This is a genomic window from Bacillus sp. URHA0034, from assembly GCF_056280405.1.
In genome coordinates this window covers 959,235-979,186 of sequence record NZ_JBWCDK010000002.1, presented here as the reverse complement: position 1 = coordinate 979,186, position 19,952 = coordinate 959,235, and the positions used below count along the sequence as shown (strand labels likewise).

Sequence of the window (19,952 nt, the reverse complement as noted above, 5' to 3'; positions counted from 1 at the left end):
AAAATCATTGAATTATCCTATAGGTAAATGCGTTGGCAGCAAGCGGTACATTTCATGGCGACTGCTGGTGAAAAACATGGCAGAGTGGTACATTTTATTGGCCATCAGGCAAACGAACCTTACGTTCCTATTGATCTATTTTTATTAACTTTTATTAGTCAAATTACGCTTCCAGATGAAGTTGAAGTGCAAATAATTGCACCTGACAACGCAAGAGTTCAGTTGAATGGAATCACTGTTTCGTAGATTGATATTTTTTCTTTTTTAGGGTGGATTTTTAAAATTTTATAGATAGAGAGGAAGAATATAGATGAATGAGTTGAAGGTATCAGCTGTCACGTGTGAGTATCGCACAAATCCGCTTGGAATTGATGTAAAGAAACCAAGAATCAGCTGGAAAATTCAGTCTGATAAGCGAGGGACACTGCAGTCAGCTTACCAAGTCCAAGTATCCACAGATAGCTTTGAATCACCCCTTTGGGATTCCCGATATACCGAATCAGATCAATCTCTGCATATTGAATATAATGGTCCGGAGCTAATCTCAAAAAACAGGTACTTTTACCGGGTTAAAGTTTGGGACAATGTTGGTCGGGAATCTGATTGGAGCAATATTGCCTGGTGGGAAACCGCCCTAATACAAGAAAATGAATGGAAAGCAAGCTGGATTACTCCTAATTCTGAGGAGATTGAAGCACAGGCTTCACCTGCTTTTTTGCTTCGGAAAGAGTTTGAACTGAAACCTGGAATTGCTTCAGCACGGATTTATGCAACAGGGGTCGGTCTTTATGAGTTATTTTTAAATGGGCAAAGAGTTGGGAACCAACTGCTTTCTCCTGGATGGACAAGTTATCAAAAACGTATTCAATATCAAACATATGATGTTACATCCTTACTGGAAAACGGTTTTAATGCTATCGGTGTTATGTTGGCTGATGGCTGGTACAAAGGTGATCTTGCTTGGGAAGGGAATAGAAACCTTTATGGCGATAACCGTGCAGCCCTTCTGCAACTTCATGTCCTGTATGATAACGGTGCAGAGGAAACGATTGTCACAGACCCTTCATGGAAGTCTGCGACAGGCCCGATTTTGTATTCCGAAATTTATCATGGCGAAATTTATGATGCCAGGCTGGAACAAACTGGGTGGAGTGAAGTAGGATTCGAAGACTCTAATTGGAAGAGCACCGTTGTTCTCAATAGACCTGAGGCTCACCTTGTTGTCCAGGAAAATAATCCAACACGTGTGACAGAAACAATCCATCCTATTTCTGTATTCGTTACGCCTTCAGGTGATACTGTACTTGATATGGGACAAAACATGGTAGGCAGAATCCGTTTCACAGTGGATGCTCCTAAGGGAACTGAAATTGTCTTGAAATATGCAGAAGTGCTTGATAAAGATGGAAATATTTACTTTGGGAACCTTCGCTCAGCAAAACAAACAGTTAAATATATTACCGAAGGAACCGGCGAGGAAACATATGCACCGCATTTTACCTTCCAAGGATTTCGTTATGTGAAGGTGGAAGGTTATCCGGGACAAGAGAACGGTCTTCCACTCGAAAATTTTGTCGGTGAAGTGATTCATTCCGAAATGGATCCAATTGGCGAATTTGAGACTTCCAATTACATGGTAAACCAACTGCAGCGAAATATTGTATGGGGGCAGCGCGGGAATTTTGTCGATGTCCCGACAGATTGCCCGCAACGTGACGAACGTCTCGGCTGGACAGGCGATGCGCAAGTATTTATCAGAACGGCACTTTTCAACTATCAAGGCGGACAATTTTTCACAAAATGGCTGCGGGATTTAAAAGCTGATCAGCGTCCAAATGGCGGGGTACCTTTTGTTATACCACAAGTTGTTGATGGTGACTCTTCAGCAGCATGGGGAGATGCAGCGGTAATTTGCCCTTGGACCGTGTATCTCTGCTATGGTGATGATAGATTGCTGGAAGAACAATATGAGAGCATGAAAGCATGGGTGGAATATATCCGCGCCCAAGGCAATAATGAATACCTTTGGAACACTGGCTTCCATTTCGGGGATTGGCTTGGACTGGATTCAAAAGAGGACAGCTACTACGGTGCCACACCGAATGATTTAGTTGCCACTGCCTATTATGCGTATTCGACACGGCTTCTCCGCGACACAGCGACTATTCTGAACAAAACAGAAGATGCCCAAACATATGGAAGATTAGTGGAACATATTATTGAGGAATTTACAAATGAGTTTGTGACTAAGAATGGACGTTTGGCCGTTCCGACTCAAACAGCCCATGTCCTTGCCCTTATGTTTGACCTTGTCGAAGGAAAAGTTCGGGAACGCGTTGCCCATGATTTAAATGAGCTCGTATTGGATGAAGATTATCACCTTACAACAGGGTTTGTTGGAACGCCGTACCTATGTTTTGTTCTTTCAAAGAATGGATACCATGAAACGGCTGTTAAACTTCTCTTACAAGAAACGTACCCATCATGGCTTTACTCGGTCACAAAAGGAGCGACCACCATTTGGGAGCATTGGGATGGAATTAAGCCGGACGGGTCGTTTTGGAGCGATGACATGAACTCGTACAATCACTATGCATATGGTGCCATTGGGGACTGGATGTATCGGGTTCTGGCAGGTTTAGACATGGACGAATCCAAGCCAGCTTATAAACGAATTCGTATTCAACCAAGAATTGGCGGCAGGGAATTAACCCATGTGCGTGCAGCCCATGATTCAATGTATGGACGCATTTCTTCTTCATGGGAGATTACGAATACGGAAGTGACTCTGAAAGTTGAAATTCCTGTGAATACCACTGCACAGGTGGTATTGCCTTATGCGAAATTACAAGATGTAAGAGAAGGCAACTTGACCATAGCCAGCCAGGAAGGAATCCTTGATTTCTTCCAAGCAGGAAGTGATGTTATCCTTGAACTTGGATCCGGATCCTATGGTTTTGTTTATCCTAATGAAAGAGGTCTTAACAAAGTATACTCGGAAAATACGAGAGTTCTTGACCTGTTAATGACGGAGAAGACTGTTGAGATTGCCGAAGCATATGTTCCGGGTATTTCCAACAAAACCGGTGTTCTTGCAAGCATGAGAAAATTATCGCTTAAAGAAGTGCTGGAGCAGCCTATGGTAAAGCTCACTTCTGATCAGTTGGAAGAAATGATTGGAAAACTGAATGAGCTTGAATTGGAATTGGCAAGTGCAGCAAAGTAAGATGGATTATTAGTTATAGGAAGAGGTCGACATAAAAGACTGTATATTACGGAACTTTGCGTCACCTCTTTTATTAATTGTTTAAGAGGGAGATGGGAGTATGGAAAAGAGCAATAAGTTTGCATGGACCTGGCAAATTAAAGAGGAATGCTTGGAGGAATATGTAAGAATGCATCTGGATGCCTGGCCGGAAATACTTGAAGAACATAGCAGAGCCGGAATTAGAAATTATTCTATTTTTCAAAATGGCGCCCAATTTTTTTATTGCTTTGAGTGCGATGATGTAGAGGCAGCGTTTAACTACATTGCTAAAAGTGATGCTTGCAATCGCTGGAATGCGATTACTTCGAAAATGGTACAAGGTTCCTTTGATTTTAACGAAGCAGAACCTATTACACCATTGAAAGAAGTTTTTTATTTAAAATAACCATTGTGAATAGGGTCTGTCATTATTGACAGGCTTTTTGATTTACTTATCTGGCCCATTTTTAGCATTGTGTCCTTAGTTTTTTTAATTGCTAGTTTAATACGGCGGAATTGCCCATTTATATGGCTGAATGGACAATGATATTTTTACAAAATTCCAATAATATTTAAATAGACCAAGAGATTCCCACAAAATATTTTACTTTAAAATTGGAGGAAAACCCATGACATTAAAAGTAGGGATTGTCGGTGTTGGAAATATCGGTAGCATCCATGCATCTGTGTATAAGGAAAATCCGAAGACCGATATAGTGGCAGTTTGTGATATCGTGAAGGCCAAAGCAGATCAAGCCGCTGAAAAATTTGGCGGGAAAGCCTTTTACAGTGTGAAAGAGATGTTGGAAAGTGGAATTCAGCTCGATATTGTAAGCGTATGCACAAAGGGAGAAGAAAATGGCGGTGAACATTTTGCCCCTACGATGGAATTATTGCAAGCTGGCATTCCGGTGCTAGGTGAGAAGCCAATCTCTAACAATATTGAAGAAGGAAAACAACTGGTGGAGTTTGCAAGGGAAAAACGTATTCCTTATGCCATTAATCTCAACCACCGCTTTACTCCTGCAGCTGAAAGAGCCAGAGAATGGATAGAAAGCGATCGATTAGGCAAGCTTCATATGATTAATATGAAAATGTGGATTAACAATCCTGTTGAAAGCTCTCCTTGGTTCCATTTACGTGCATTGCATCCACATTCCTTTGATGTCATCCGTTATTTCTGCGGCGATGTCAAAAGGGTAGCAGCATTCATGATGAAAGGGGAAGGGCGCTCTATTTGGTCCAATACACAAATTATTCTTGAATTCGAGAACGGAGCAATTGGCAATTTAATCGGAAGCTATGATGCAGGTCCTGGATATGGCCTTGAGCGATGTGAAGTAGTGGGTTCAAAAGGGCGGTTTGTCCTTGAGGATGCCTGTGAACATTTAACGTTTAATCCCCGCCAATCGATTGAAACAGAATCGTACAGCTATCTTGGCGGCATGCGTTCCTTCAATGAAACATTTAAAAGCCGGATCAATTCATTTGTCGACCAGCTTCTTTCCGGTGTCTCTTATGACCAGGTGAACGGCTCAGGTGAAGATGCGCTAAAAGCACAGTTGATTATCGAAGCAGCTATTAAATCATGGGAAACAGGAACCATTGTAGAAGTGAAAAATTTGGAGCCGATTACAGGAGGAATAAAATAAAATGATTAAACTTGGTGTTAACTCCGTACTGTTTAAGGATTTTGATTTTGCAACAGCCGCAAGACATATTGCTTTGGCCGGGTATGATGGAGTAGAAATAGCAGCAATAAAAGGCATGTGTGAGCATCTTGAATTGGACCGGTGGGAAGAGCAGGCAGCTGAAATCCGTTCCATAGCGGAACAAAATGGGCTGAAACTTTTATCGATGGAAGTGGCTTCCCTTGATGAGGACCGATTGACCAAAGCATTCGAGGCTGCCGTTGAGCTTGGAATTCCCGTTATAAATGTGGGACCAGGAGGTAAGTCGGGCGTAGAGGCAGACCTCCAACAATCCATTGAAACTCTTTACCATAGGTCCAAGCTAGCCGAAAAATATGGTGTTACACTTTGTGTAAAAGCACATGTGGGGAATGCGATTTACAATACACCAACCACAATTAGAGCAATGGAGGAAATTTCTTCGCCAGCCTTTGGGATTGATATGGATCCAAGCCATATTTTCCGTGGCAATGAGAATCCGGAGGAAGAACTTCCTAAAATATTGAATCGTGTCAAACATATCCATATCCGTGATTGCAGAGGACGTCTAAAAGGTCCGGGAGAAATCCAAAATCAGGCATGCGGACGCGGGGACATTGACTTATTCGGTTATTGTCAAGCAATGGTTGAAGGAAATTACTCCGGTCCAGTTGTTTTGGAAGTAATTGGGGCGAAACAGCATTCTTTGGCTGAAGTTTCCATTATTGCTGCGGAAAGCTACGGTTATTTAAATGCGTGTCTGAAAGCGCTTAGTGCCAGATCGCAAAACCTTGTACAGAAAGGATAGTTTCCATGAACAAAAAACCCAATGTCATTCTTTTTGGTATTGACAGCCTAAGACGGGACCGGATGAGTTCCTATGGCTATCATCGCTTAACGACTCCTCATATCGATAAATTGGCGGAGAAAGGCGTGCTGTTTGAGAACCATTTCAGTCCAAGCATTCCCACCACGCCTGGCTATGCTTCCATGTTAACCGGCATGGATTGTTTTGGAACTGATGTGGTGGCTTTAAGGCATAAAGGACCGCTTGGCGATCATGTGAAGACACTTGCCGAGATTCTTGGAGAGAACGGATATAATACGACCTGCGTAGGATTTACGGGAAACCCGTCGTCCCGTGGGTTTCACAAGTATATTGACTACGAAGCCTGGAAACCTGACGAAACCAACAGGTGTCCAAAGGCGGAAAACTTAAATGATGTAGCCATTCCCGAATTGAAAAGACTTGCAGAAGAGGATGAGCCGTTTTTATTGTTTTTAAGACATATGGACCCCCATTCTCCTTATTTGCCTCCAAAACCGTATGAACGGATGTTCTATGATGGGGATGAAAAAGACCCTGGCAATGATTCGTTGCATGAGATGTATAATTTTAAACCGTTTGCCGATTTCTTGAGCTCATGGATTCCAGAAGACTGTACCGATTCCAATTATGTAGATGCCCAATATGATGGTGCTTTGGCATATATGGATGCGTGTATCCAAAACATTTTGGCCACCGTTGAATCGCTCGGCATTGAGGAAGAAACTATAATCATTATTACTTCCGACCACGGTGAAACGTTAAATGAACACCAATGCTGGTATGATCATCACAGTTTATATGAACACAATTTAGTCGTCCCGTTAATTTTAAAATATCCGGGAAAATTGCCTGAGGGGAGACGTATTTCCGATATTTCACTGATTAAGGATGTCACGCCGACCATTCTTGCATTGACGGGTATCGATACAACTAATTCATTTGATGGAAGAAATCTTTTCCCTGTCATTCAAGGAAGGAAAGAGGAATTGGAACGAGTGTCGGAGTTTTACATCACGGAGTGCACTTGGATGCGCAAGCACGGCTGGCGGACGCCTGAATGGAAATTGATTCGTGCCCTTGAGCCTGACTTCCATTTTAAACCAGAGCTTGAATTATATAATCTGGTAAAAGACCCGCAAGAACTTCATAACGTGGCCGAGGAAGAACCTGAGATTGTTAATCTCTTGTTGGGGAGAATGGAAGCATATATCGCCAAACGGGAAAAGGAAGTAAACCGTACAAATCCCATCTACACGAATTTAAGCTGGCACGGGCTTGAACGGGGGCCTTTTGAAACGGCGGAAGAAGCCTATGAGTCGCTGTACATTGGTTCCCTTAATACTGCGCGTCAGCTTCAGGAAAAGAAGTAGGATGAACAAATATCTGTAAAAAAAACAGATTTTTCAGGAAAATAAAACGTATGTGCTTCGGGGGCTTTTCCCTCGAAGCATTTATCATATGAAAAGGGTGATGCAAGATGCTAAAAGCAGCAGTCGTCGGCGTTAATAATATTGGGAGAAACCATTGCCGAAGCTATCAGGAAAATAAGGACGTCCAATTGGTTGCCGTCTGTGATTTAAACCGGGATTTGGCCGTTGCAGTTGCAAAGGATTTCGGTGTTAAAGCCTATACAGATATTAGAACGATGTTGGAGAATGAGGAAATAGATGTCGTCAGTATTGCCACCGGTGGCCAGGAAAAAGGGTCTCATCATTATGAGCCAGCGATGATTGCCATGGAAGCGGGCAAGGATGTTTTGGTGGAAAAACCACTTTCCAATACAATTGAAGAAGCCAGGGAATTGGTAGAATTCGCAGGAAAAAAGGGCATTCGTTTGGCTTGCAACCTGAACCATCGGTTTGTTCCAGTTGCTTACAAGGCAAAAGAGTTGATCAATAACGGAGACTTGGGCACCCTGCTTTTCATTAATATGAAATTAACGATAGGCAATCCGATTGAGTCAAGCCCATGGGTTCATTTGAGGGCACTTCACCCCCATTCCATTGATGTCATGCGTTATTTTGCTGGAAACATTCACAGGGTTCAGACATTTATGACACGGGCACCGGGAAGAACGGTATGGTCAACCGCTTCCATCAATCTTGAATTCGAATCAGGAGCCGTCGGACACTTGACCGGGAGCTATGATATGGATAATGACTATCCGATTGAATACTGTGAAGTCGGAGGGAATAAAGGCCGATTTGTTATTGATAATGTTTATGAGAGTATGACGTATTATCCGCATAAAAAGAATGAAATAACTGTTGTTCGAAATTCAATCTTAAGGGGAATGAACGGTTTTAATGATACGTTTAAAGAACGGATAAACAAATTCATCAGCGAAATAAAAAACAATGTACCGCCAAGCCAAATAATGGGGTCCGGTGCAGACGCATTAGCCGCGCAAGAGGTAATCGAAGCGGCCATTCTTTCCCATCAGGAAAATGGTGCTGTCATAGAAGTGCCAAAGGCAAACAGGATTGATGTAGTTTGAGGGTGATGAAGATGGGGGAAAAGCCCAATATATTAATGATAACCGTTGATCAGCAGCGTTATGACTGTATTGGTTACAGTGGAGAGTATCCAGTTCGAACGCCTAATATCGACCGATTGGCGTCTGAAGGTGTTTGGTTTTCGAATGCATATGCACACTTGCCTGTATGCGGTCCTGCAAGACAGTCGTTTATGAATGGCAGGCGGCCTGAGGCCATTGGATGTTTGTGGAATTTTAATAACGGGTTAATAATTCCGGCATTGGATCCATCTGAATATTCATGGCCAAGGGAGTTGAAAAAATTAAACTATCGCTCCGGCTATATCGGGAAATGGGGAGTCCATCCCCAACATCCCCCAACAATCTATGGTTTTGGCCAATATGTTGACGAGAAAGAGTATGATCAATTTCTGAAAGAGCGCTATCCCAATGTCCGGTTTATCAACTCATATTTTGGTGAACCGAACCCAATTCCTGTTGAGGATTCCAAGACCCATTGGACAGCCAAAAAGACCATAGCCATGATTGAGGAGCTATCCAATTCAAATGAACCATGGCATATTCGGGTCAATTTCTCGGAACCACATTTGCCATGCCGGCCCTCACAGCCTTTTTCTGAAATGTATTCTCCGGAGGATATCCCAGTCTGGGGAAATTTTAATGAATCATTCAAGAATAAACCATACATCCAAAAACAACAATTGTATAGTTGGGGCGTTGAAAATTACTCTTGGGAAGACTGGGCTCCCATTGCTGCAAGGTACTATGGAATCATAAGTCAATTGGATGACGCAATCGGCCAAATCTTATCATGCTTGGATAGTTTAGCTCTGTCGGAAAATACCATGGTCATTTATACAAGCGATCATGGGGATTTGTGCGGAGCACATCGGATGATGGACAAGCATTATGTTCTTTATGATGAGGTAATTAAAGTTCCGCTCATTATCAGGTGGGGGAAAAGGATAGGGGGAAACGCAATTTGTCACAATTTCGTTTACAACTTTCTTGATCTTCCGCCAACCATACTCCAATGGTTAAATGTAGACATTCCAGATTTTTTCATCGGCAGATCGCTTGTGAAATTATTGGATCGAGATATGGATGAGGATTGGAGGAACTATGTTGTTTCAACTTATAATGGACAGCAATTCGGTTTATATACACAACGAATGGTTCGGAACCGGGGCTGGAAGTATATTTGGAATACAACTGATATAGATGAATTATATGACTTGGAAGCCGATCCCGCCGAGCTTGAAAATCGAATCTATGACCCGGGTTATTCCAGTATTTTAAAAGAATTAAGAGAAATGCTTTATTGGCAATTAATCAAGGACCAAGATGGATTAGTAGGCAATGAATGGATGAAATTACAACTGTTAGGCGGGAGGAAGCTCTAAATATGAGTAATATGGCATTTTCATTTTTTGGAATATTAAGTTTATTATTAATTCGCCGAAAATTAAAGTTATTATTTCTCCAAAATAGTAGAATAATAGATTGATTCGCTTCATTAAATTTGGCAGAAGACTTGATGTTAAAAGAACGAGCTGTGTCACCCTTTTTCATACCTTTAAGAGAAGGAGAGTAAATGGCTAATATGAAACTGCATAGTAGTGAGTATATGAAAGAGAAAGAATTTCCTTTTTACATAGGACGTTACATGCATGACCACTCAAATACTCCCCCAGTCCATACACATGAATTCGTTGAATTAGTCTATGTTGTACAAGGTGAAGCCGACCACATTTTTGAAGGCGAGTCCTATAAAATTCATACAAATGATGTATTTATTATCAATCCTGGTGAAGCCCATACATTCCGTGTGGAGGCAGGCAAAACAATTGAAATCATTAATTGTTTGTTCTTGCCGAGTCTTATTCAAGGGTCATGGTTAAAAGAATTAGGTGTATCCCAGTCCATGGACTATTTTTATATTCATCCTTTCCTAAATAGCAATGAACGCTTCCACCATGGGCTTAATTTACAGGGCAATTATGCCATTCGTTTTCTTGATTTGCTTGAAAAAATAACCCATGAATTTGAGACGGCAAACTCCAGCTATTCCATCTTAATCCGCTTGCAGCTAGTGGAACTGCTTATCTTATTATCAAGAATATATAACGACAAAAAGGCATTTGCCGGTATTTCCTTTAATGCAGATTCTGAAAGAAAGGTCCTCGTTCAGCGTATATGCGGTTATTTAGAAAGACATTTTGACCAAAAGATTTCTATTCCAGACCTTTGTCATCTATTTAATATAAGTCCACGCCACCTAAACAGGTTATTTAAACAAGAAACTGATGAGACAGTGGTCGAAATGCTCCAGCGAATCAGAATTGAAAAGGCAAAGTATTTGCTGTATTCCTCAGATGAGAAAGTAATTAGTGTGGCCATGAGAGTCGGATATGACGATCCTGCTTTCTTTAGTAAATTATTTCGCAGGGTTGTTGGATGTTCTCCTGGTAAATATAAAGCGGAGATGTGTACGGGCACTTTGCGAAGACATGCTATCCAGTGAATTTTCTATCTTGGATTACGATTTAAAAGCCAAATAGAGTAATTGAACTATTAACTGAGACCAAAGTGCTGATTCTATCAAACCAGGCATGACTTAATAGACCATCATTATGTCCCGATTGACTATGATTTTTATTTTCATAAACAGTAAAATGAAAAAAAGTAGTCTTGATAATTCCATAAATATATAAGGGTGGTAGAATTTGAAAATCATATTTGTTTCATTGGATACGCTTCGCGCAAAAAGACTTGGCTGTTATGGCTATCAGCTTCCCACCAGCCCATATGTAGATCAGATCGCAAAGGATGGTGTTTTGTTTGAAAATGCTTACGCATCTGATATACCTACAGAGGTTGCCCATACTAGCATTTTTACAGGAAAAGTTGGTTTAACAACCGGGGTTGTTTCCCACGGTTCTAAGTCCTCCCACTTATCGAAAGATCATGAATGGCTTCCGAATATCCTTAGAAAAGCTGGTTTTACTACGGGGGCTGTGGATAATTTATATCATTTAAAAGAATGGTTCGCCAGAGGTTATCAATATTATACAAACACAATAGGGAAAACCAGATGGATAGACGGAGAGACAGTTAACCGTTTAGCAAAACCATGGATTAAAGAACATAAAGACGAAGACTTTTTTCTATTCCTTCATTATTGGGACACACATACCCCTTATTTGCCGCCCAAGAGCTATATCCCTCCTTTCTATGGTTCTGAAAGGGACCCTTACGATCCGGCAAATAAAAGCATGGAGCCAGCTTTTAATCATCTGGCATATCCTTTCTTCAAATTTCATCATTTTGACCTACTGGGGAAGATTACGGACACAAATTACATGGACGCTTTATATGATGCCGAGATTCGCTACTTGGATGATAGGCTAAGAGAGCTGGACGAATTTTTACTTAAACAAGGAATTAAGGATGATACCATGTTAATCCTATTTGGTGATCATGGTGAAAGTTTGACCGAGCATGATATCTACTGGGATCATTGCGGACTTTATGAGACAACGGTCCATATACCAATAATCATCCGATGGCCGGGGGTACTTCCAAAAGGGGTTCGTGTTAAAGAGTTAGTCCAGCATGTGGACCTGATGCCAACTATATTGGAATCCGCTGGACTAGGTTTGCCGGACGGTCTCGATGGAAAAAGCCTGTGGCCCTTAATCAAAGGAAAAAGCGGCCAGCTTCACTCGGAAATCTATTTAAGTGAATGTGCTTGGCAGGCTAGTAGAGGAATCCGTACAGAAAGGTATAAATTCATTAAGACATATGACCCTGGCCTGTTTACACGGCAGCCATTTGAGCTGTATGATCTTTTGGCCGATCCGAATGAAGAAATAAATTTAGCAGAATCACTTCCGGATTTAAAAGATCAATTTGAAACAATGTTGAATAAATGGATAGCCGCCAAACTGAATGGCGAAGAGGACCCTATGGAAGTCGTACTAAGAGAAGAAGGGCTGCCATTTAAAAGACGGATAAAGAAGATTTTATCCGAATACGGTCTGACCTGGGAAGAATGGGTATCCAATCCAAGACGGGAGCTGATTGACTTCCTGGTGACACAAAGTAGCTAACAGAATTTTATTTCATCATAGATTAAGATTTAGCCGAAGGGAGAGGTTTAAGTTAAATTAACGGAAATTTCTAATTAGTATGGTAATTAATTGAAAAATTTATAATTTAATTATTTAAGGGGATGAAGGAGGAAAAAAATGTTTAAACGAAAAAAGATTTTAGCCGTTTTATCCAGCGCTGCTCTAACTGCGGGTATTTTAGCAGCCTGCAGCAGCAACACAAATGGAAGCGCTTCAAATTTACAAGAAACCACATTAAAGCTTTATGTTGGCAATACAACCGTACTGGATGGAATCAAGGCGGTTTCTGCTGACATTGAAAAGAAGTACCACATTAAAACGGAACTTGACTTGTACCCATCTGGCTCGGAAGGTGACAATCTTGTCAAAACAAAATTGTCTACGGGAGATATGGATGATTTGCTTGTATACAATTCAGGATCTCTTTTGCAAGCGCTTAATCCAGCGAAGAATTTTGTCGACTTAACGAATGAGCCATTTATGAATAATGTCATGGATATTTTCAAGAAAACGGTCAAGGTCGACGGCAAAGTATATGGGATTCCGGCAGGAAATACATCGGCAGGCGGCTGGTTGTATAACAAAAAGGTTTATGCCGAACTAGGACTATCTGTTCCGAAAACCTGGGCTCAATTGATGGCTAATAATGAAAAAATAAAAGCAGCAGGTAAAACAGCAGTAATTGGCACCTATAAAACAGACTGGACGACACAGCTTATTTACCTTGCGGATAACTTTAATGTAATCGCGCAGGATCCAGCTTTCGCCGATGACTACACTGCCAATAAGGCAAAAATTGCAACCACGCCTGCCGCATTAAGAAGTTTTGAGAAATTAGCGGACGTATACAAAAAGGGGTATTTGAACAAGGATTTTCTCTCAACCACGTATGAACAAGGTTTACAAATGCTTGCTGACGGTACCGGCGTCCAGTATCCAATGCTTTCATCCGCGCTTATTGCCATTGCCAAGAATTATCCAGATAAATTAAATGACATCGGGTTTTTCCCGCAGCCGGGTGATAGTCCAGATCAAAACGGAATAACTGTTTGGATGCCTGGCGCTGTTTATGTTTATAAAGATGGCAAAAATGTCGATGCGGCGAAAAAGTGGATCTCCTATTTCGTCTCCCCAGAGGGAGTAAAAACTTATCTAGCCCATATGAATCCGGAAGGTCCGCTAGTGATCAAAAATACGAAGATGCCTGATAATATTATGCCGGCAGTCAAGGATATGCTTCCATATTTTGATTCAGGAAAAACACAGCTGGCCCTTGAATTCCTCAGCCCAATAAAAGGACCTAGCTTGCCACAGATCACCACTGAGGTAGGAAGTGGAATGGCTTCCCCTAAAAAAGGTGCCCAACTGTATGATGTGGATGTCGAAAAACAAGCCACACAGCTCGGTCTTAAAGGCTGGTAAATCTAAAATAGAAATTGGCTCTGTGAAAGTTTTCAGCAGGGCCAATTTTTTGAAATGGAAGGAGATTAAGCATAGTGAACAGGATAATAAACCGGACGTACTCGTATTCTTTTTTAATCCCCGCAGGGATCATTTATTTCGTCTTCTTCTTATTGCCTACAATCGTGTCATTCTTTTTTAGTATGACCAGGTGGACACTAACAGACTGGCAATTTATCGGTTTCCAAAACTTTAAATCCTTTTTGACAGATCCTTCATTAAACATTGGGTTTAAAAACACCCTTATTTACGCTGTGGTAACCTGTTCGTTAAAAGTTATTTTTGGCCTTTTGCTCGGTGTATTTTTATCTTCGAAGCTAAGGGGCGTTGGATTTATTCGTTCCATGGTGTTCTTTCCGACTCTTTTGAGTACGATTGCCGTCGGTTATGCATTTGTGGTGATGATGCATCCTACACAAGGTTTATTTAATTTGGCACTAAAGGCATTAGGAATTGCCGGTCCGGATTGGCTGGGAAATACCCATATCGCCTTATTGTCAGTGGCACTCGTTGATGTTTGGAAGGGGGTAGGGATTGCAACGGTCATTTTTATTGCCGGGATTATGTCCATTCCCGAAGAGTATTACGAAGCGTTAATGATGGACGGAGGCAATGCTTTCCATCGTTTTTGGAATATTGTGCTGCCGTTAAGCCGTCCGGCTATGAACTCTGTCATCATCCTTGCCTTTATCGGGGGATTGCGCTCATTCGATTTAATTTGGTCGATGACAAAAGGCGGGCCTGGATTCAGCACAGACTTGATTGCTTCCATTATTTATAAGCAGTATCAGGGCGGCTTCTATGGTTTATCAACTGCAGGAAACGTGATTTTATTCATCGTCGTTTCAGTGCTTGCATTCCCTCTATATGCATTCTTGAATAAGAGAGAGGTGGATTTATAATGAGCCAGGTTACCGAACAGACGGCTGTTCAGCCGGTTGTTTATGCCGATAATAAGGCACCAGTTGGAAAACGTCTTGGAAAACTCATAACTGAGTTGGTTGCAGTATTTTTAACACTGGTGATTTTCGGCATTCCATTGTATTTTGTTTTTGTCAATGCGGCAAAAAGCACGCAAGAATCTGCAGTGTTGACCATGCATTTCCCAAAATCTTTTCAGTTGTTAGCCAATATAAACGAAGTTTTGTCAGCTGATAACGGTGTCGTCATCCGTGCATTTGTTAATAGTATTCTTATCACCGCATTTTCTATTATTATCTTAATCCTTGTTGGCGCAATGGCGGGGTACGTATTACAAAGAAAAGTGTCGAAAGCAAGTGGCTTTATGAATTTCTTAATTCTTGCAGGTTTGATCATCCCGCCAGCGGTTGTTCCGACCATTTGGGTGTTAAATGGAATTGGCCTGTTTAAAACGATGCCGGGAATTGTGCTTGTGGAAGTGGCTCTCAGTTTGCCATTTACGATCTTGCTGTATAAAAGTTTTATGGCGACGATCCCTAAACAAATTGATGAAGCGGCCTTGATTGACGGCTGCGGTAGATTCCGATTGTTTTTCACCATTATATTGCCGCTATTAAAACCCGTTTCAGCCACGGTCATTGTTCTGACTGCAGTAGGCATTTATAACGACTTTGTCAATCCATTGTATTTTTTCCCGGGGTCCGAAAATGCGACATTGCAGCTTACCCTTTATAATTTTTCCAGCATGTACAATACCCAATGGAACCTGTTGTTTACAGATATTTTATTAATTTCGGTTCCGCCGCTTATTTTATTTATTATCTTTAACAAAAAGATTGTAGCCGGTATGACTGCAGGTTCACTTAAATAACACTATAGAGGCGAAGATCAAGGAGAATGCCAATAAATATACTTATATCTGGAGACAGATAACTTAGAGGTTCGATAAAAAGTTGGATGGAAAATTCCAACTAATTCTCCTTTTGTGTTGAAGGAGTCACCAAAGAAGATTGACTAGTAAAAAAGGAAGTGGCCTTTCAAGAAAATCTGAGAGTACTATACTATAAAATGAACCTGATTTCAGAGGTACTTCCTATTTATTTTTTATTAAATACAAAGTTAATAGAAATAAAATAAACAAAGGTTTTAGAGCATTGAATCCGTTTGGACCATAAATGCTTTTTCCAAACGTCAAAACCTAAGAGGGTGGTTGTTTTCGGTGGTTAATAATACTAGTTGCCAAAATTTTTCTGCCTAGAGAATGGGAATATTCAAATGTAGCAGGTAAGTTATGTCAAATAGGGTAAATCACTGGGGTTTTTGGGATCGAATGCCCAGGTTCCGCCAATGGGTTTTAATACATACAACGCCTTTGGTCCAGATTATGATGCTAAAACAATTAAAGAAGTTGCTGATGCAATGGTCAGTAATGGCCTAAAAGCAGCAGGTTACAATTATTTAAATATTGATGGTGGTTGGTGGGATTACTCAAATCCTCGTGATCAAAATGGAGATCTAAGAGTCAATACTCAAATGCACCCAGATTGAATGAAGCCAATAAGCGATTATATTCATAGTAAAGGATTAAAGTTCGGAATTTACCTACAACCAACTGAGGAGTTATTTACATCACAAGGCCACACTGTGCAGGATGCTAATACTATTGCGTCATGGGGAGCAGACTTTTTGAAGTACGATGGATGGATGACACCATTTGGCCCAGCGTATGTTCAGATGAGAGATGCTTTAGCTGCAACTGGACGACATATTTTCTATAGTATACATTCTTCTGACCATACTCCACATCCAGGCGTTGCTAATATGTGAAGAACAGGCGGTTATATGCAAGAAATGGATGGATAGGTCTTGTGGAATGGAGATTGGTGCGGTGGCAAAGTTGAATATTTGGATAAAAATTCGAACTTTGCTTCTGCAACTGGCTCAGGACATTTTAACGACCCTGACTTATTATTGGTTGGAAATGATTCGCAACTAACGTGGACTGAACAGCAATCTCAGTTTAGTATGTGGTCGATAATGGAGGCCTTCCCTTATTTTTAGTATGGATCCACGAAACTTTGATACTAAAACTTTAGAAATACTAAATAATCACGATGTAATCAATGTGGATCAGGATCCACTTGTGAAACAGGGGACTATAGTGAGCGAAAAATCGCAAGGACAGGAAGTTTGGATGAAGCCATTAGTCAATGGTGACTTAGCTGTGGCATTATTTAATGAGGGGGACAATCCTGCCACAATATCAACAAATGTTGACGAATTAGGTCTGCCCCAAGCAAAGAACTATCGTCTTCGTGATTTATGGGCACATACAACAACTGAAACAAATGGTTCAATTAGTGCTTTAGTTCCGGCACATGGTGTTGCAATGTACAGAATCTCTGATCATCCATAAAAATTTTTATCACACAATATTTCCTCAGTTGATTTAATTTTTCGATTTTGGGTATCTTTATTAGGCTGTTCTCTTCTTTTTACAAACATATAATGCGAAAGAAAAATGTACTTTTGCACTATATTTTTGATAGAAGAGTGTGGCCTTTTTTTATTAATATAAGAATTACAAGTTTAAGTGCATCAACGCCTGAATATCCCATCTTGCATGAAAAATCCAGATGATTATTTGATAAATAGTACCCTGTTAAACAAAAAAATTGCCGGTATCAACAAAAAAAGCTGTTGATTCCCGGCTCCTTAAAAGGTGTGGACTATTTGTCGTTTACGAGAAAAGCATCGCTAATTAAAAATGTAAACACTTACTTGTATAAACTATTAAACTCTTCTTTATATTTAGTTCTATACTGTTTTGGGCTTAATTCTGTCTCTCTGCGAAACATTCTATTAAAAAAGCTCAAATCGTCAAATCCAACCGTCCCTGCGATTGTGGATATCTTTTCATCTGTACTGATCAGTAAATCCTTTGCGATACCGATTCGAACCCCGTTGCGGTATTCAACGAATGTTTTGTTAAAATAACTCTTGAATTTCGCTGAAAAGGACGAGACACTCATGCCGCACCGAGCGCTCACCTGTTCTAAGCTTAATGATTGTGCGAAATGAAGTTTGATAAAATCGGCTATTTCCTCAAATAATTTCCTTTCATCTAAAATAGGTGCCCATTGTTGTTTCGAACGAGTAGAGTAAAACCGGCTTAATGTCACGAATAATTCTAGCATTCTGCTTTTGATGTTAATGGTGTATCCCATTGATTTACTAGAGAATTCCTGCTCAAGCTTATGCAGGTGCATCATGACTTCCAGCTGCTCCTGCGGCCCTAAAGAAAGATGGGTTTGAAAATCGCTATATTTGCGGAAAAACGGCTCTATGTAGAAAAAGTCTATAAAAGAATGAACTTTGGATAAGGCATGCAGTTCAGACTCAAGAATCAAGGGTTGAAATAGGATATTATAGACTACTGCATGGCCAGTATCGGCTTTATAGGCATGAGGTACCCCAGGTTGAATAATAAAAATGTCCCCCTGTTTAATCCGATAGTGCTCCCCTTTATAAAAGTGGAGGCAATTTCCTTCGGAAACGTATACCATTTCTACAAAGTGATGATAGTGAAGCGGGATTTCATCCCCTTCAAAAAAAGTATACGGAGCACAATAAAAAGGGAAATCTTTGCTTTCTAACCATTGCTCATCTTTGTAATAAAGCATTTTAAAATCTCTCCACTCTTTTTCTGTTTAAAGAATCGTTTTTTATAAATAAGATTAGCAGACTATTTTGAAAAATCAACCAAGAAAGTAAAAGGACTCTTTCGTAAAATTAGTTTATACAAAAAAATGTGAAAAGGGGTTTTACAAGGTGACAAACGCTTTTGCTATTGAGACTTTTCAATCCGAAAGTTTTCGCTATCAACTAGGTAATTACTGGATGAGGGTGTCAGATCAAATCCAACTCCTAAATCGGTTTGTATTTTTTGAATGGGCATCTTCCAGGGTGATTGCAGGATGGGTACCGGCTGCAGCAGATTTAGAATGGAAGTGCGATATGACAAAAATAATGTGGCAGCAAATGAATATTGCCGATCGGCTTCGCTGCCGCAAAGAAGAGCTATCAGGAAATACGAAAATAACGATTCCCTCTGAATCACTGGAAGCGCTGATTCAGGATACAGCGCAAGCAGATACACTCCCTGCTTTTCTGGCGGGTTGGTTTTTAGAGGTCAATAAAGCGGCCATCGACGCGTATGAACGATATTTGGAAGGGCTCGATCCTATTTTTGATGCACCTACGATTGAGATTTTTGAAGAAATTATCCCGAAAAAACGGAAGCATACTTTATGGGCAAAAGAACTCGTCCATCAGTCGGTAACCTCACAAGAAGTCTTGAAAAGTGTGGATGAATTCCGCATATATGTAAAGGCTTATTTGCAATATTTGGGTGGGATTGATGAACGATTGACAACAGTGGGTGAGAAGCCGATAACCCCCGTACAAAGCCCTCTTGGGCCGGCTCCTAAAAAACGGGCTAAACCAATAAATGTGAAGACAACAGAAACTTTCATACCGCCAGCAGAAGTGGAAGGCAGTTTGAAATTGTTTATGTGGCATTATATGACAGAAATTCAAGTGGTCGATCCGATGTGTTATGTCTACAATGGTCTATCAAATATGCCATTCGAATTTTATTGTGACTACAGTAGACACATTTGGGATGAAACGAGACACCACCAAATGGGAGTCAGAAGACTGAAACAAATGGGATACGATACAACCCAGTTTTCGATTCCTTATGGAGAAGATGCCATTAAAGAGCTCGAAAATTATTATGCAGAATTGACGATGATTGGAGAAACTTGCTCCTTTTCGAGAAAGAAAAAGTCTATGGATTCTTACTATGAAAAGGGGGACCTTATATCCGGCATGACAACAGAAATTGATATCGTGGATGAGCGTTCGCATGTAAGGTTCGGAAAGAAATGGATACCTGTGATGCACCAAAATAAAACAGGCGAACAAAAATCCCTGCCTGAACTAATTCGTTCCGTCTTAGACCGTTGGATGGATCAAGATGTAAATGGTTTGGGCAGATTACAAGGAAATCCCGAGCTCGCAAAAATATCGGATGATGAGAGAAAGAGCATCTCACACTTTACCTTCTGTGGAAAGATTGAATTCAAAGATCTAAATTTTGACCGTCTTTAATATTTGCATTAATAGATAA

General features: G+C 40.7%; 16 protein-coding genes and 1 pseudogene. 16 read left to right on the top strand and 1 reads right to left on the bottom strand.

The window, feature by feature from the left end:
* The first annotated feature begins 54 nt into the window (after positions 1–54).
* The 15 genes and pseudogenes from ACZ9EE_RS06820 (at position 55) to ACZ9EE_RS06750 (ending at position 17,174) form a co-directional block, all read left to right on the top strand.
* Positions 55–246 (top strand): hypothetical protein, encoded by a 192-nt coding sequence (locus tag ACZ9EE_RS06820; RefSeq protein WP_476025901.1) that lies wholly within the window; start codon positions 55–57, stop codon positions 244–246.
* A 64-nt stretch (positions 247–310) separates the two neighbouring features.
* Positions 311–3,226, top strand: coding sequence for a family 78 glycoside hydrolase catalytic domain (locus ACZ9EE_RS06815; protein ID WP_476025900.1), 2,916 nt, complete (start codon positions 311–313; stop codon positions 3,224–3,226).
* 100 nt (positions 3,227–3,326) lie between these two features.
* The gene (locus ACZ9EE_RS06810) at positions 3,327–3,653 is read left to right on the top strand and encodes an L-rhamnose mutarotase (RefSeq protein ID WP_476025899.1); all 327 of its coding nucleotides are present in this window, start codon (positions 3,327–3,329) and stop codon (positions 3,651–3,653) included.
* Between the two features lie 223 nt (positions 3,654–3,876).
* Positions 3,877–4,899, top strand: coding sequence for a Gfo/Idh/MocA family protein (locus tag ACZ9EE_RS06805; protein WP_476025898.1), 1,023 nt, complete (start codon positions 3,877–3,879; stop codon positions 4,897–4,899).
* Position 4,900: 1 nt separating this feature from the next.
* Complete coding sequence (locus tag ACZ9EE_RS06800) at positions 4,901–5,725, top strand: sugar phosphate isomerase/epimerase family protein (RefSeq protein ID WP_476025897.1); 825 nt, start codon at positions 4,901–4,903, stop codon at positions 5,723–5,725.
* Positions 5,726–5,730: 5 nt separating this feature from the next.
* The gene (locus tag ACZ9EE_RS06795) at positions 5,731–7,116 is read left to right on the top strand and encodes a sulfatase family protein (RefSeq protein WP_476025896.1); all 1,386 of its coding nucleotides are present in this window, start codon (positions 5,731–5,733) and stop codon (positions 7,114–7,116) included.
* A 107-nt stretch (positions 7,117–7,223) separates the two neighbouring features.
* Positions 7,224–8,243 (top strand): Gfo/Idh/MocA family protein, encoded by a 1,020-nt coding sequence (locus tag ACZ9EE_RS06790; protein ID WP_476025895.1) that lies wholly within the window; start codon positions 7,224–7,226, stop codon positions 8,241–8,243.
* Positions 8,244–8,254: 11 nt separating this feature from the next.
* Positions 8,255–9,646 carry a sulfatase family protein gene (locus tag ACZ9EE_RS06785; RefSeq protein WP_476025894.1) on the top strand — a complete coding sequence of 464 codons (1,392 nt, stop codon included), beginning with the start codon at positions 8,255–8,257 and terminating at the stop codon, positions 9,644–9,646.
* Between the two features lie 191 nt (positions 9,647–9,837).
* Positions 9,838–10,767, top strand: coding sequence for a helix-turn-helix domain-containing protein (locus ACZ9EE_RS06780; RefSeq protein WP_476025893.1), 930 nt, complete (start codon positions 9,838–9,840; stop codon positions 10,765–10,767).
* Positions 10,768–10,969: 202 nt separating this feature from the next.
* Positions 10,970–12,355 carry a sulfatase family protein gene (locus ACZ9EE_RS06775; protein WP_476025892.1) on the top strand — a complete coding sequence of 462 codons (1,386 nt, stop codon included), beginning with the start codon at positions 10,970–10,972 and terminating at the stop codon, positions 12,353–12,355.
* Positions 12,356–12,493: 138 nt separating this feature from the next.
* Positions 12,494–13,798: an ABC transporter substrate-binding protein gene (locus tag ACZ9EE_RS06770; RefSeq protein WP_476025891.1), complete on the top strand. Its 1,305-nt coding sequence runs from the start codon at positions 12,494–12,496 to the stop codon at positions 13,796–13,798.
* 74 nt (positions 13,799–13,872) lie between these two features.
* Positions 13,873–14,739 (top strand): carbohydrate ABC transporter permease, encoded by an 867-nt coding sequence (locus ACZ9EE_RS06765; protein WP_476025890.1) that lies wholly within the window; start codon positions 13,873–13,875, stop codon positions 14,737–14,739.
* Positions 14,739–15,629 (top strand): carbohydrate ABC transporter permease, encoded by an 891-nt coding sequence (locus ACZ9EE_RS06760; RefSeq protein WP_476025889.1) that lies wholly within the window; start codon positions 14,739–14,741, stop codon positions 15,627–15,629. The genes ACZ9EE_RS06765 and ACZ9EE_RS06760 overlap by 1 nt, the downstream gene beginning before the upstream one ends.
* Before the next feature lie 476 nt (positions 15,630–16,105).
* Positions 16,106–16,819: pseudogene (locus ACZ9EE_RS06755) on the top strand (glycoside hydrolase family 27 protein).
* A gap of 1 nt (position 16,820) precedes the next feature.
* Entirely contained in the window at positions 16,821–17,174 is a 354-nt protein-coding gene (locus tag ACZ9EE_RS06750; protein ID WP_476025888.1) for a hypothetical protein, read from the top strand.
* A 361-nt stretch (positions 17,175–17,535) separates the two neighbouring features.
* Here the strand turns inward: ACZ9EE_RS06750 and ACZ9EE_RS06745 are convergent, their stop codons facing one another.
* A complete protein-coding gene (locus ACZ9EE_RS06745) occupies positions 17,536–18,441 on the bottom strand; it encodes a helix-turn-helix domain-containing protein (protein WP_476025887.1) in 906 nt (301 codons plus the stop codon).
* Positions 18,442–18,589: 148 nt separating this feature from the next.
* Between ACZ9EE_RS06745 and ACZ9EE_RS06740 the strand changes: the two genes are divergently transcribed.
* Positions 18,590–19,933 carry a DUF455 family protein gene (locus ACZ9EE_RS06740; RefSeq protein WP_476025886.1) on the top strand — a complete coding sequence of 448 codons (1,344 nt, stop codon included), beginning with the start codon at positions 18,590–18,592 and terminating at the stop codon, positions 19,931–19,933.
* Positions 19,934–19,952: the final 19 nt, after the last annotated feature.

Excerpts from the sequence above, each read along its gene's own strand:
- ACZ9EE_RS06820 (WP_476025901.1), top strand. The coding sequence starts at position 55 with ATGGCGACTGCTGGTGAAAAACATGGCAGAGTGGTACATTTTATTGGC.
- ACZ9EE_RS06815 (WP_476025900.1), top strand. The coding sequence starts at position 311 with ATGAATGAGTTGAAGGTATCAGCTGTCACGTGTGAGTATCGCACAAAT.
- ACZ9EE_RS06810 (WP_476025899.1), top strand. The coding sequence starts at position 3,327 with ATGGAAAAGAGCAATAAGTTTGCATGGACCTGGCAAATTAAAGAGGAA.
- ACZ9EE_RS06805 (WP_476025898.1), top strand. The coding sequence starts at position 3,877 with ATGACATTAAAAGTAGGGATTGTCGGTGTTGGAAATATCGGTAGCATC.
- ACZ9EE_RS06800 (WP_476025897.1), top strand. The coding sequence starts at position 4,901 with ATGATTAAACTTGGTGTTAACTCCGTACTGTTTAAGGATTTTGATTTT.
- ACZ9EE_RS06795 (WP_476025896.1), top strand. The coding sequence starts at position 5,731 with ATGAACAAAAAACCCAATGTCATTCTTTTTGGTATTGACAGCCTAAGA.
- ACZ9EE_RS06790 (WP_476025895.1), top strand. The coding sequence starts at position 7,224 with ATGCTAAAAGCAGCAGTCGTCGGCGTTAATAATATTGGGAGAAACCAT.
- ACZ9EE_RS06785 (WP_476025894.1), top strand. The coding sequence starts at position 8,255 with ATGGGGGAAAAGCCCAATATATTAATGATAACCGTTGATCAGCAGCGT.
- ACZ9EE_RS06780 (WP_476025893.1), top strand. The coding sequence starts at position 9,838 with ATGGCTAATATGAAACTGCATAGTAGTGAGTATATGAAAGAGAAAGAA.
- ACZ9EE_RS06770 (WP_476025891.1), top strand. The coding sequence starts at position 12,494 with ATGTTTAAACGAAAAAAGATTTTAGCCGTTTTATCCAGCGCTGCTCTA.
- ACZ9EE_RS06760 (WP_476025889.1), top strand. The coding sequence starts at position 14,739 with ATGAGCCAGGTTACCGAACAGACGGCTGTTCAGCCGGTTGTTTATGCC.
- ACZ9EE_RS06750 (WP_476025888.1), top strand. The coding sequence starts at position 16,821 with ATGGATCCACGAAACTTTGATACTAAAACTTTAGAAATACTAAATAAT.
- ACZ9EE_RS06745 (WP_476025887.1), bottom strand. The coding sequence starts at position 18,441 with ATGCTTTATTACAAAGATGAGCAATGGTTAGAAAGCAAAGATTTCCCT.